Genomic DNA, 12,317 nt, shown 5'->3' with positions numbered 1-12,317 from the left:
TTATGTGTAAAGGGTTGTACCTGGAAATATTTCTTATTCGCGCAGGGTTTGTGTCGTAGATCAAGAGATCGCAGCCTCGTGTCACTCGACAGCTGCTACAGAGTGAAACGAGGCTGCGATCTCTTGATCTTTTACAAAATAGCCGCGTTACTGCGCTGAGCCTGTTTCAAATACGCGCTCAATTCCCGCGCCGGCAGCGGCTTGCTGTAGAAATAACCCTGACCTTCGTGACAGCCTTCGGAGATGATGTAGGCCTCTTGCTCGGCGGTTTCCACGCCTTCGGCAATCACCTGCATGCCCAGGCTCTTGCCCAGCTGGATGATGGCCCGAACGATGGTCGCATCGTCGTCGTCATCGAGCAGATCCTGAACGAAGCTCTTGTCGATCTTGATCTTGTCCAGCGGCAGGCTTTTCAGATAGCTCAATGACGAGTAACCGGTGCCGAAGTCGTCGATCGCGATCAGTGCGCCGGAGCGGCGCAGGCTGAGCAGGTGCTGGGCTGCCGTGCTGATGTCTTCCATCAGGCCGGTTTCGGTGACTTCCAGCTCCAGGCTGCGGGGCGGCAGGCGGTACATCTGCAGCAGGTTGTTGACCACTCGTGGCAACTCGGCGTGGTGCAACTGCACCGTGGACAGGTTCACCGCCATGCGCAGGTCGAAACCCTGGTCATGCCAGTCGCGCAATTGCTTGCATGCCTGATCCAGCACCCATTCACCGATGGCGATGATGGTGCCGTTCTGCTCGGCCAGGGGGATGAACAAGTCTGGCGGAACCAGCCCGTGCTCGGGATGCTGCCAGCGAATCAGCGCCTCGACACCCACCACCCGGTGATCGCGATAGCTGATCTGTGGCTGGTAGACGAGGTAGAACTGCTCACGGGCCAAGGCGTCGCGCAGGTCTTTTTCCAGCTCGCGACGGCGGCGCATCTCGGTGTCGACGCTGGCGATATAGAACTGATAACGGTTGCGCGAGCGAGTCTTGGCCAGGGTCATGGTCTGCTCGGCTTTTTGCAGCAGTTTCTCGGTGCTGTCACCGTCCTCGGGGAACAAGGTGATGCCGATGGTGGCGCGCAGGCGAATCTCTTGATGATCGAGGGCGAACGCCGCTTCCAGGTCATCGAGAATGCTTTGGGCCAATTCGGCCGCTTCGTAGGGTTGTTCGATATCGGCCTGAACCAGGGCGAACTGGTCACCACCAAGGCGGGCGAGGGCGCCGAGACGTCCGCTGTGAGCCCGCAGGCGATCGGCGAGGGCCAGCAGCAGTTGGTCACCGGTCTGGTAGCTGAATTGTTCGTTGATGCCCTTGAAGTCGTCCAGACCGACCACCAATACCGCGACCCGACGTTGCAACCTGCCGGCGTCTACCAGGATTTTGTCCAGTTGCTGCTGCAATTGCTGGCGGTTCGGCAGACCGGTGAGGAAGTCGTACTGGGCCATGCGAAGCAGGCTGTTTTCCGCTTCGTGGCGCAAATGGGTGTTGCGCTCGATGGACTCGAGCAACTGGTTGGCGGTGTTGATCCAGATCCCCAGTTCGTTCTTTTCATGCCCCTTGAGCAGCGGGATTTTGTGTTCGCTGGGGCGATCCGGATTGATTTCCGTGAGGTGCTCGATGATCCGCGACAGCGGTTTGGTCAGCAGCCAGTGATAGACCAGGTACAGCACCAGCCCCATGGCCAGGGCGCGCAACACGCCTGAGATGAAGATGATCACCGAACTGACAATGAAACCCTGGCCATAGGTGGCGGTGTCGAGCGTAATGCTCAGGTCGCCGTAATACTCGCTGTAAGGGCCGCGACCCACCAGTTGGGTGGTGAAGGTGCGTTCCTTGCCGAGGATCAGGTCGGTCAGCCAGCGACTGCCGGAATGCTGCAATACGCGAGACTTTTGCGCGAGCATGGCCTCGTTGGGATGGCCAATGGAGGCCTTGCGGACAGCGTCGTCCTGAAACAGGCCTTCGATAACCTGCATGCCCATCTCGCGGTCCAGGCTGTAGACAGCCTGGGTCGAGGGGTCGCGGAACATGTCGAGGATGCGTTGGGCATCGCTGGCCACGGCCTGGCGTGTTTTATAGGCATCGAAAACGATCTGCGCGCAGCTCAAGACCACGCCGACGATCAATGCCGACAGGAGCACGACCCGGAGCAACTTCACCGACAAGCTGTTCTTGAGTTCCAGCTTCAAAGAGTCATTCCTTGTTCCGTGCGGGTAGCGTCAAGTTGCCATGAGTATTGGCAATCCGGTGATGCCAGTCAAAGGGACAATCAATCACATAGGGTTTTGCCTGTGGCTTGGCCGAAATGCTGTCGTTTGGAGTATTTGCGCTATTTGTACTGTGTCGGTTGTTGAGTCCTTCAACTTGAGGGGGATTTGGACATATTTTCTGTTTGGTTGATGTTAGACGGCTGTGGCGATGGGGCAAGGAGCTGAACGCTGGTTTTAACGCAGCGCGGATCCACATTGATAGAGGCGCCGATGGAGGTATCTACGGGTTGACGGTAAGGCTCAGGGCGTGAAGGGGCGGGTGGATCAAGATCAAGAGCTGCAGGCGAGCTAACGCTCGGCCTGTTGAGTGGTGGGTGTACGCCGATTAGTTGTGGGAGCTGTCTTGTCGGGTCGCCGCATCGCTGCGATGGCGGCCTGACAGCCGACCAATCTCCCGCGTCTCTACGCTGATCGTTCCCACGCTCCCGCGTGGGAATGCCGCCAGGGACGCTCCGCGTTCCGCTTTTACATGTTTAAACACATGCGAAAACGCCAGACCTTTCCCACGCAGTTTTCAGGTTGCCTGTCGGAAGCGGAGTCAATAGCCTCTGACTGTCGCTGAAAACTCAGCGATCGGGCGTGAGAACCCGGCAACTTATGGTCATACAGAGCTCGTACACGCATAATTGCCGCCAGCTTATCCTGTCGTAAATGCGTTATGGCGGCTGTGTGCGGGCAGACTTTGTCTGGCCCGGGTGTCCATACCGGTTTTCTCACCTCGCACATAGCTGCCACCTCTGTACCGCGTGAGAACGGTAAGTGGTGGCCCTCAACGACGAGCAGGCTCGCTCCCACTGGATTCAGTGGTGTCCTTGTGAGAGCGAGCCTGCTCGCGAAGACAGCCTGACAGGCAACACATTTCCAGCGCCCATAAAAAACCCGGCAAAAAGCCGGGTTTTTTTTGACTGGCGTCGATCTTAAGCGGTGAAGGTTTTACCTTCGAACTGCTCAGCCACGAATTTCCAGTTGACCAGGTTCCAGAACGCTTCGACGTATTTTGGACGAAGGTTGCGGTAGTCGATGTAGTAAGCGTGTTCCCAGACGTCGCAGGTCAGCAGCGGGGTGTCGCCGTTGGTCAGCGGGTTGCCGGCGCCGATGGTGCTGGCCAGGGCCAGGGAACCGTCAGCCTTTTTCACCAGCCAGCCCCAACCGGAACCGAAGGTGCCGATGGAAGTCTTGCTGAACTCTTCCTTGAACTTGTCGAACGAACCGAAGGCTGCGTTGATCGCTTCAGACAGTGCGCCGGTTGGTTGACCGCCGGCGTTTGGCGCCAGGCAGTTCCAGTAGAAAGTGTGGTTCCAGACCTGAGCGGCGTTGTTGAAGATGCCGCCCGAGGAAGTCTTGACGATTTGTTCCAGGGTCTTGCCTTCGAACTCGGTGCCTGGCACCAGGTTGTTCAGGTTCACGACGTAGGTGTTGTGGTGCTTGTCGTGGTGGTATTCCAGAGTTTCCTTGGAAATGTGCGGCTGCAGGGCATCGTGTGCGTAAGGCAGCGGCGGCAATTCGAAAGCCATGATGATTCTCCTAATCAGGTCAGTTGCGGTGAGCGCAAGGCCGATCACGGGCGGCCAGACAAGCGCCGGGGAGTTTGTACTCTTTGCGGCGCATCGGATCGGATCATAGCACCGGGGGTGCGGCATAACCACGCAACAACTGTGTGGAATAGAGGTTCCAGAGCCTTTTGGAATAATCAGCCAGCGACGATTAATTGAAAGGCCACGGTAAACATCATCACCGCCACCAGCAGATCAAGGATTCGCCAAGTACTTGGCCGGGCCAACCATGGCGCCAACCACGCCGCGCCCAGCGCCAGGGTGAAAAACCACAGCAACGACGCACTGGCCGCCCCTACGACATAAGCGCCGGGCTCTGTTTGCTGGGCGCCGAGAGAGCCGATCAGCAGCACCGTATCCAAATAAACGTGCGGGTTGAGCAAGGTTACGGCCAGAGCGCTGAGCATCACCGCGCGCAGCGAGCGCACGGTCTGGTTTTCACCTTGTTGCAGGCTCTGTTTCGAACAGGCCCGACGCAACGCCAGGCTGCCATACCAAATCAGAAACGCCGCGCCACCCCAACGGGCGACAGCCAGCAACGTCGGGTTCTGCGCCAGCACTGTCGCCAGGCCGAATACCCCGGCGGCCACCAGCAACGCGTCGCAGGTCACGCAAAGTGCCGCCACGGGCAAGTGATGTTCGCGCCGAAGGCTCTGGGCCAACACAAACGCATTCTGAGTACCGATCGCCATGATCAGCCCCGCGGCCACCAACAGGCCGTTCACATAGCTTTGCCACATAAGATGTTTACTCCGCGTTGGCCGCCAGATCCCGCAGTACGTGCAGGGCGCGTTCGGCATCGGCCTGGCCGACGAATAAATGGTCGTGGTAATAGCCGGCAATCACGTTGCAACTGATGCCGGCCTGGCCTAATGCCGTGGCGAACGCGGCAGTCAGGCCGACGGCTTCGAGGGCCGAATGCACGTTCAAGGTGATCCAGGCCGCGACGTAGTCGAAACTGAAGCCGGCCTTCTCGGCGTGGGAACGTTCCAGAATCACTGTCAGACCTTCCTGCTCGCGAAAGCTGCCGACAATCTCAAGGCCTGCCGGCAACTTGCCGTCGCGCAGGGTGCAGAACACGTATTCGCCGACGTTAAGTTGCGGGCTCATGCTGCGCAGCAGGGTTGCCAATGAAGTTTCGCCAGCCATGTCGATGATCCTTGTTCAAGAGTTCTTGCTGGCCATTTTCCGGTGCAAAGCTGTATAAGAAAAACCAATCATGCTGATCGCTCATTAGGAAAACTGATGTTCGACTATAAATTGCTTTCTGCCTTGGCTGCGGTGGTTGAGCAGGCCGGGTTCGAACGGGCTGCGCAGGTGTTGGGTTTGTCCCAGTCGGCGATCTCTCAACGCATCAAATTGCTGGAGGCGCGGGTCGGTCAACCTGTGTTGGTGCGGGTTACACCGCCGGCGCCCACCGAAATCGGCCGGCGACTGCTCAACCATGTGCAGCAGGTGCGTTTACTTGAACGGGACTTGCAGACACTGGTGCCGGCCCTCGACGAAGAAGGCCTGCCGGAACGCCTGCGCATCGCTTTGAATGCCGACAGCCTCGCCACGTGGTGGGCCGTGGCGGTCGGGGATTTTTGTGCGGAACAGCATCTGCTGCTCGATCTGGTGGTCGAAGACCAGACTGTCGGCCTCAAACGCATGCGCGCCGGTGAAGTCGCGGCGTGTGTCTGCGCCAGTGAGCGACCGGTAGCCGGCGCGCGAAGCGTATTGCTGGGGGCCATGCGCTATCGTGCGTTGGCCAGCCCGGCATTTATTGCCCGGCATTTTCCTGAAGGTGTGCGCGCCGATCAGTTGTCGAAAACGCCAGCGCTGGTCTTTGGCCCGGACGATTTCCTACAGCATCGCTACCTCGCGTCCCTGGGCGTCGATGGCGGATTCGAACACCATCTATGCCCCTCGTCCGAAGGCTTCATCCGCCTCACAGAAGCGGGACTCGGTTGGGGCCTGGTGCCTGAATTGCAGGTGCGCGAGCAACTGGAGCGCGGCGTATTGGTGGAGCTTTTGCCAGATAAGCCGATCGATGTGCCGCTGTACTGGCATCATTGGCGCAATGGCGGTCAGTTGCTGGGGTTACTGACCGATCAGTTGGTGCGCTCGTCAAAGCAATGGCTGGTGCCGTTGGACTGATGGGCAGCGTCAAGTCCTCACGCCCTACGCAATATACAAAACGCAAAAACGAAATATTCGGAGCAATTCATGAAGATTCTGGTCACCGGCGCAAGCGGCTTCATTGGCGGGCGCTTCGCGCGTTTCGCCCTGGAGCAAGGCCTGGACGTGCGGGTCAACGGTCGCCGGGCCGAAAGTGTGGAGCATCTGGTGCGCCGTGGCGCCGAGTTCATCCAGGGAGACTTGAGCGACCCGGAACTGGCGCGCGACCTGTGCTCAGACGTCGAAGCCGTGGTGCATTGCGCCGGCGCGGTCGGCTTGTGGGGGCGTTATCAGGACTTCCATCAAGGCAACGTGCAAGTCACCGAAAACGTGGTCGAGGCCTGCCTGAAACAGCGGGTTCGGCGACTGGTGCACTTGTCATCGCCGTCGATCTACTTTGATGGTCGCGATCACCTGGGGCTCACCGAAGAACAGGTGCCCAAGCGTTTCAAGCATCCCTACGCCGCGACCAAATACCTGGCCGAGCAAAAGGTTTTCGGCGCCCAGGAGTTCGGCCTCGAAACCTTGGCTCTGCGCCCGCGTTTCGTGACGGGGGCTGGCGACATGAGCATCTTCCCGAGATTGCTGAACATGCAGCGCAAGGGACGGCTCGCCATCATCGGCAACGGCCTGAACAAAGTCGACTTCACCAGCGTGCAAAACCTCAATGAAGCGTTGCTCAGCAGTTTGCTGGCCAGCGGTTCGGCCTTGGGCAAGGCCTACAACATCAGCAACGGCACGCCGGTGCCGTTGTGGGACGTGGTCAATTACGTGATGCGCAAGATGGAAGTCCCACAGGTCACCCGCTACCGTTCCTACGGTTTGGCCTACACCGTGGCGGCGCTCAACGAGGGGGTGTGCAAGGTGTGGCCCGGTCGTCCCGAACCGACCCTGTCGCGACTGGGTATGCAGGTCATGAACAAAAATTTCACCCTGGACATCAGCCGCGCCCGGCATTATCTGGACTACGATCCGAAAGTTAGTCTCTGGACCTCCCTCGATGAATTCTGCGGCTGGTGGAAGGCCCAGGACATTCGCTGACGCGCAGGTTAGCGCCGCAACACTGAACCGGTTTCGGGGTTCAGGGTCAATCGATGCGGCAGTGAGGGTTATACTGCGCCGCATCAAGCCATCACCGCGTTCCACAAAGGTTGACTCAATGTCCATGCGTAACGATGCCAACGACGACTTCGACGATGTACCGAGCCTGCGTGCCGACAACCTCGACGACGATGATTTTCCGACCACCGCTCGCACCTCCGTGCATTCGCGGACCGCGCCAGTCGTCAAAGTCAAAAGCGCGAGCACCGGCCCGCTGTGGGCGCTGGTCGGCGCCTTGATCTTTGCTTTTGCAGGCCTTGCCTGGTGGAGCTTTCAGCAGCTCTCGCTGATGGAACAGCAATTGGTGGCGACCCAGGAAAGTTTCGCGCGTATCAGTGAAGATGCGGCGGGGCGCTTGCAGGACATTTCCGGCAGGGTTGTAGCCAGCCAGACCAATGTCAGCAGCGACAGCGAAGCCTTGAAGCTGCAAATCAAGCAGCTGGAAAGCAAACTCCAGGATCAAAGCAAACAGCAACAAGGCGTTGTCGGCCAGACCACCGATCTGGACAAGCGTCTGGCGCAGATGACCGCCCAAACCATCGATCTGGATAAGCGCTTGGCGCAGATGACCACCCAGAGCACCGAACAACAGACCGCCAACACTCAATTGCAGGCGCAGGTCAAAGTGCTGAACAACGAGCTGGCCGCGCTGAAAAGCGCGCCGGAGGACACCAGATTCGACGCGCAACTTAAAAGCCTCGGCGCCGACATCGTCGCACTGAAGAAACAAGGCAACCCGAGCGCCGCCATCGAGCGTCTGGAGCAGGAAGTCATTGTGCTCAAAAGCGAACAGGACAATCGCCCGGCCGCGACGCCAGGCGGGACCAACACCGCCGAATTCGACGCCTTCCGTGGCCAGGTCACCCGCAACATCAACACCCTTCAATCGCAGATCCAGAATCTGCAGCAGCAGCTGCGCGCAAGGCAGTGACCTTGATTTGATCGTTCCCACGCTCTGCGTGGGAATGCCTCAATGGACGCTCTGCGTCCGCTTCGGCAGGGACGCGGAGCGTCCCGGGCTGCATTCCCACGCAGAGCGCGGGAACGATCGGTCGCAGAGATCAGCGGACTTTGTCCTCACGCCCACGCAACACCCTGTTCGGCATCGCAATCGCTGCCGCCAGCCCCAGCAGCGACACCGCCGCGCTGACCATCAACAAATGCCGGAAGGTCAGCAGCAGTTCGGCGCGCAAGGCGTTCTGCGCATCCCCCGGCGCGGCGTTCAAGCCGTCGAGCAAGACGTTCCCCGAGCTGCCCTCGGCAATCATCGAAGAGCCTGCCAAGTGGGCGAAACTAGAGTCCTGCAACAACGCCAGCAGCAGTGCTGACATCAACGCCACACCCACCGCGCCGCCCAGGGAGCGGAACAGGTTGGTGGTGCTGGTGGCGACGCCGATATCTCGCTGTTCTACCGAGTTCTGCGTTCCGACCAGGGAGGTTGGGAATTGCATGCCGCTGGCGATCCCGCTGAGCAACATAAACAGACTACTGAGCACAAATGCCTGGGGAGGACTGAACGCCATACCGAGAATCGAGATCGGCATGAGCAGGGCGCCGGTCAGGATCATCGGTTTGTAGCGCCCGGTCACTGAGGTCCGGCGGCCGGCGAAATAGGCGCCGATCGGCAAACCTATCGCCAGCGGCAACAGGTGCAACGCGGCGCTGTCGGCCCCGGCGCCGGTAACGCTCTGGAAGCGCAGCGGCATCAGTACAATCAGCGAGATCGCCTGGAAACTGGTGAAGAAAATCGTGCACCAGCACAGGATCGCATTGCGGTTGGCGAACAAATGCATCGGCAACAAAGGCTCCCGCGCCCGGCGTTCATGCCAGACAAACAGCGCCAGCACCAACACCGCGCAACCGAGCAGGCCCAGCACTTGTGCGCTGCGCCACGAATGGCCCTGACCGACCTGGGTGATGCCCAGCAACAAGGCGGTCAAACCGATGATCATCAGCAATGTGCCAAGGTAATCGATGATCGGTGTGCGTTGTGGCACTGGCAAACCCACCAACGTGCGATTGGCTACCAGCCAGGCACCTAGGCCCAACGGAAGGTTGATCAAAAACACCCAGCGCCACGACAGGTACTCGGTCATGTAACCGCCGAGCACCGGCCCGGCCACGCTGGCCACGGCGTACATGCTGCTGAAATAGCCCTGATAGCGGCCGCGTTCCCGGGGCGGGACGATGTCGCCGATGATCGCCTGGCTGACCGAAATCATCCCGCCAGCACCAATGCCCTGAAGAATCCGCGCCAGCACCAGTTGCTCCATGCTCTGGGCCATGCCGCAGAAAAACGAAGCGACCGTGAACAACCCCATGCCAAACAGCATCAACGTGCGGCGACCGTACAGGTCGCCCAGTTTGCCGTAGATCGGCACGGCCACTGTCATCGCCACCATGTAGCCGGAAATCACCCAGGCCAGCAGGCTGACGTCCTTGAATTGTGCGGAAATGGCCGGCATCGACACGGCGACGATGGTCTGGTCCAGCGCGCCCAGAAAGATCGCCAGCATCAGGGCGGTCAACACGCTGCGAATGGCCGGTTTGGGCGTTTCAGGCTGGTTGAGATTGGTCACGGGTTAAAACCTGCGGGCAGTGATTGACCCGCAAGGAGCAAGGCGAGCGGGGATGCTCGCCAGTGTAAGTCGGTAGCAGGCTATTCGATAGCCTCATAAGGAAGGCCGACGTAATTTTCTGCAATGGTTTTTCTGCCGGCCTCGGAGTCGACGAAGTACGCCAGTTCTGACTCAGCGATGCGCTGGCTGAAGGCGTCGTGATCATCGAAGCGGTGCAGCATCGAGGTCATCCACCAGGAAAACCGTTCGGCTTTCCACACCCGGCGCAAACAGACCTCGGAGTATTTCTCCAGCAAATCCACACGGCCCTCTCGGTAGACCTTCAGCAAAATAGTGAACAGCGTACTGACGTCGCTGGCCGCCAGGTTCAGGCCCTTGGCGCCGGTGGGCGGGACGATGTGCGCGGCGTCACCGACCAAAAACATCCGCCCGTACTGCATCGGTTCGACGACGAAACTGCGTAAGGGGGCGATGCTTTTTTCGATAGACGGCCCCGTTACCAGGGTATCGGCCAAGGCGTCAGGCAAGCGGGACTTGAGTTCATCCCAGAAGCGTTGGTCGGACCAGTCCTCGACTTGATCAAAGGCAGGCACCTGAAGGTAGTACCGGGTGCGGGTCGCCGAACGCATGCTGCATAAGGCAAAACCGCGCTCGTGGCGGGCGTAGACCAGTTCTTCGTGAACGGGCGGCGTGTCAGCGAGGATGCCGAGCCAGCCAAACGGATAGATCCGCTCAAAGACTTTCAGGCACTCGGCGGGAATCGACTGTCGAGCCACGCCATGGAAACCGTCGCACCCGGCGATGTAGTCGCAGTCGAGTCGATACAGCTCGCCGTCCTTTTCAAAAGTCACGAACGTCTCTTCGGTTTTCATCCCATGGGGAACGACGTTGCCTGCTTCATAAATCGTCTGCGCACCGGCCTCCCGACGAGCGGCCATGAGGTCGCGGGTGACCTCGGTCTGGCCGTAGATCATCACCGTTTTGCCACCGGTCAGGGCTTGCAAATCGATGTGTACCCGACGCCCGTCGAGGGCCAGTTCGAAGCCTGCGTGGACCAACCCTTCGGCGTCCATGCGCTGACCCACCCCGGCTTGGCGCAACAGCTCTACCATGCCTTGTTCGAGGACGCCGGCACGGATTCGTCCGAGCACATAATCCGGGGTCTGGCGTTCAAGAATGAGGGAGTCGATGCCGGCGTTATGCAGCAATTGGCCGAGCAGTAAACCGGAGGGGCCAGCGCCGATGATGGCGATTTGGGTTTTCAGCGTTTTCATTGTTTTCAGGACTCGCAAGCGCCACGCGACCAAGGCCGGTGAATTATTTTTATGGATCGAGTACTTGCATTTTTCCCCCGCGAGTCTGTCAATTGAAGGGGAAAACTGAGCCGATACCTGTACATTCTGCCAATCGGTGCGATTATCGCCCGCCTACCCCCGAGGCCTGGATTGAAGTGATGAACAAGCCTGACCTACCTTCGATTCCAGTGTTCAAGCTCTACGGTGAAAGCCTGGATTGGCCGACCCCGGACTTGCTGCACTGTGAAACCATTTCCAAACGCAGCCGCGAACATCAATGGGAAATCAAACCCCACCGCCACGCCGATTTGTGCCAGTTGCTCTTCGTATTCAAAGGTCAGGCAGAGCTTGAAATCGAAGGCAAACGTACGCAACTGACCGAGCCGGCGATCCTGGTTTTGCCGCCGTTATCGGTGCATGGCTATCGGTTTTCCGAGGACGTCGAAGGGTTTGTGGTGACCCTTGCCGCGCCGCTGGTCGCCCATCTTCAGGCGCAACTGGGCAATTCTTTGAACGCCCTGGCCCAGGCCGAAAGTTATCCGGCGGGCAAGGAAGGCGAATACCTCAACAGCCTGTTTTCAGCGCTGCAAGACGAATACACCGGCCACCAACCGGCTCGCGAAATGCTCATGCATTCGCTGGTCAGCGTGATCATGGTGTGGGTCAGCCGCCAGGTGATTTCCCGCCGCAACGCCAGCCAGCGTCCGCAGCGTGCCCGGGAATACCTCAACGGTTTTATCCAACTGGTGGAAGAGACCTATCGCCAACACGTCAAGGTCGAGGACCTGGCCCATCGGCTGGGGATTTCCGTGTCCCACCTCAACGGCACCTGCCGTGAGCTGGCGGGACAACCGGCGTTGCAGATCATGCACGAGCGTCAGTTGCTGGAGGCCAAGCGCTTGCTGACCTATACCAGCATGACCATTTATGAGATGTCCGACGTGTTGGGGTTCTCTGATCCGACCAACTTCACGCGCCTGTTCAGACGTCGAGTGGGGATCTCGCCCAAGGCATTTCGCGACCGTTTGAAGGCCGATCAGGGCAACGAGGCCTGATCCCCTTCGTTACCGGAGGGCGTTGAGGGTCGCGTTGTGGGGAATGCAGCGCTCGAAGTTGCAGCTCGCGTATTCACGGGGCAGTTGTCGCAACTGCTCGACGCGCCAGGCCGCTGTGCCATACAGCGCGAGCGTGGCTGCGCAGGTGATGAAAATGGTGAGGTATCTTCTTGTTTTGATGTTCATGGCGTTGACCTCTGAACGAATACCCTTCGGTACTACTTTCAGCATAGGTCAGCGTCAGTGAGTTGCCAGCCAGTCGGGCCCTGTATGCCCGATCGTTCCCACGCTCCGCGTGGGAATGCCTCAAGGG

11 protein-coding genes are annotated in these 12,317 nt (G+C 59.3%); 4 read left to right on the top strand and 7 right to left on the bottom strand.

All coding sequences use genetic code 11. From position 1 onward, the window contains the following. Positions 1-131: 131 nt before the first annotated feature. From ACYZT5_RS18235 to ACYZT5_RS18220, 4 genes are all read right to left on the bottom strand, one after another. Positions 132-2,180 carry a putative bifunctional diguanylate cyclase/phosphodiesterase gene (locus ACYZT5_RS18235; protein ID WP_462046793.1) on the bottom strand — a complete coding sequence of 683 codons (2,049 nt, stop codon included), beginning with the start codon at positions 2,178-2,180 and terminating at the stop codon, positions 132-134. A gap of 998 nt (positions 2,181-3,178) precedes the next feature. Further along, entirely contained in the window at positions 3,179-3,775 is a 597-nt protein-coding gene (locus tag ACYZT5_RS18230; protein ID WP_462046792.1) for a superoxide dismutase, read from the bottom strand. A gap of 176 nt (positions 3,776-3,951) precedes the next feature. Beyond that, positions 3,952-4,554 carry a LysE/ArgO family amino acid transporter gene (locus ACYZT5_RS18225; RefSeq protein ID WP_461999703.1) on the bottom strand — a complete coding sequence of 201 codons (603 nt, stop codon included), beginning with the start codon at positions 4,552-4,554 and terminating at the stop codon, positions 3,952-3,954. Positions 4,555-4,561: 7 nt separating this feature from the next. After that, entirely contained in the window at positions 4,562-4,963 is a 402-nt protein-coding gene (locus ACYZT5_RS18220) for an ACT domain-containing protein (protein ID WP_033057513.1), read from the bottom strand. A 96-nt stretch (positions 4,964-5,059) separates the two neighbouring features. Here ACYZT5_RS18220 and ACYZT5_RS18215 point away from each other — a divergent pair, with 96 nt between their 5' ends. The 3 genes from ACYZT5_RS18215 (at position 5,060) to ACYZT5_RS18205 (ending at position 8,006) form a co-directional block, all read left to right on the top strand. Next, positions 5,060-5,953 carry a LysR family transcriptional regulator ArgP gene (locus tag ACYZT5_RS18215; protein ID WP_462046791.1) on the top strand — a complete coding sequence of 298 codons (894 nt, stop codon included), beginning with the start codon at positions 5,060-5,062 and terminating at the stop codon, positions 5,951-5,953. A gap of 69 nt (positions 5,954-6,022) precedes the next feature. Next, the gene (locus tag ACYZT5_RS18210) at positions 6,023-7,015 is read left to right on the top strand and encodes an NAD-dependent epimerase/dehydratase family protein (protein ID WP_462046790.1); all 993 of its coding nucleotides are present in this window, start codon (positions 6,023-6,025) and stop codon (positions 7,013-7,015) included. 118 nt (positions 7,016-7,133) lie between these two features. Beyond that, positions 7,134-8,006: an ATPase gene (locus ACYZT5_RS18205; protein ID WP_462046789.1), complete on the top strand. Its 873-nt coding sequence runs from the start codon at positions 7,134-7,136 to the stop codon at positions 8,004-8,006. Positions 8,007-8,136: 130 nt separating this feature from the next. Here ACYZT5_RS18205 and ACYZT5_RS18200 read toward each other — a convergent pair whose 3' ends face one another. Further along, entirely contained in the window at positions 8,137-9,654 is a 1,518-nt protein-coding gene (locus ACYZT5_RS18200; RefSeq protein WP_462046788.1) for an MDR family MFS transporter, read from the bottom strand. Positions 9,655-9,734: 80 nt separating this feature from the next. Continuing rightward, a complete protein-coding gene (gene pobA, locus ACYZT5_RS18195; protein ID WP_462052270.1) occupies positions 9,735-10,919 on the bottom strand; it encodes a 4-hydroxybenzoate 3-monooxygenase in 1,185 nt (394 codons plus the stop codon). Between the two features lie 188 nt (positions 10,920-11,107). Here pobA and ACYZT5_RS18190 point away from each other — a divergent pair, with 188 nt between their 5' ends. Then, a complete protein-coding gene (locus ACYZT5_RS18190; protein ID WP_462046787.1) occupies positions 11,108-12,004 on the top strand; it encodes a helix-turn-helix domain-containing protein in 897 nt (298 codons plus the stop codon). A 9-nt stretch (positions 12,005-12,013) separates the two neighbouring features. On the opposite strand, the gene ACYZT5_RS18185 is transcribed toward ACYZT5_RS18190, so the two are convergent. Beyond that, entirely contained in the window at positions 12,014-12,190 is a 177-nt protein-coding gene (locus ACYZT5_RS18185) for a hypothetical protein (RefSeq protein WP_462046786.1), read from the bottom strand. Positions 12,191-12,317 lie beyond the last annotated feature (127 nt).

The organism is Pseudomonas sp. LB3P14, assembly GCF_054898045.1.
Note: the sequence above shows the minus strand (reverse complement) of the source record. Positions and strands in the feature narration are given on the sequence as shown.

Excerpts from the sequence above, each read along its gene's own strand:
- ACYZT5_RS18230 (WP_462046792.1), bottom strand. The coding sequence starts at position 3,775 with ATGGCTTTCGAATTGCCGCCGCTGCCTTACGCACACGATGCCCTGCAG.
- ACYZT5_RS18225 (WP_461999703.1), bottom strand. The coding sequence starts at position 4,554 with ATGTGGCAAAGCTATGTGAACGGCCTGTTGGTGGCCGCGGGGCTGATC.
- ACYZT5_RS18220 (WP_033057513.1), bottom strand. The coding sequence starts at position 4,963 with ATGGCTGGCGAAACTTCATTGGCAACCCTGCTGCGCAGCATGAGCCCG.
- ACYZT5_RS18215 (WP_462046791.1), top strand. The coding sequence starts at position 5,060 with ATGTTCGACTATAAATTGCTTTCTGCCTTGGCTGCGGTGGTTGAGCAG.
- ACYZT5_RS18210 (WP_462046790.1), top strand. The coding sequence starts at position 6,023 with ATGAAGATTCTGGTCACCGGCGCAAGCGGCTTCATTGGCGGGCGCTTC.
- ACYZT5_RS18205 (WP_462046789.1), top strand. The coding sequence starts at position 7,134 with ATGTCCATGCGTAACGATGCCAACGACGACTTCGACGATGTACCGAGC.
- ACYZT5_RS18190 (WP_462046787.1), top strand. The coding sequence starts at position 11,108 with ATGAACAAGCCTGACCTACCTTCGATTCCAGTGTTCAAGCTCTACGGT.
- ACYZT5_RS18185 (WP_462046786.1), bottom strand. The coding sequence starts at position 12,190 with ATGAACATCAAAACAAGAAGATACCTCACCATTTTCATCACCTGCGCA.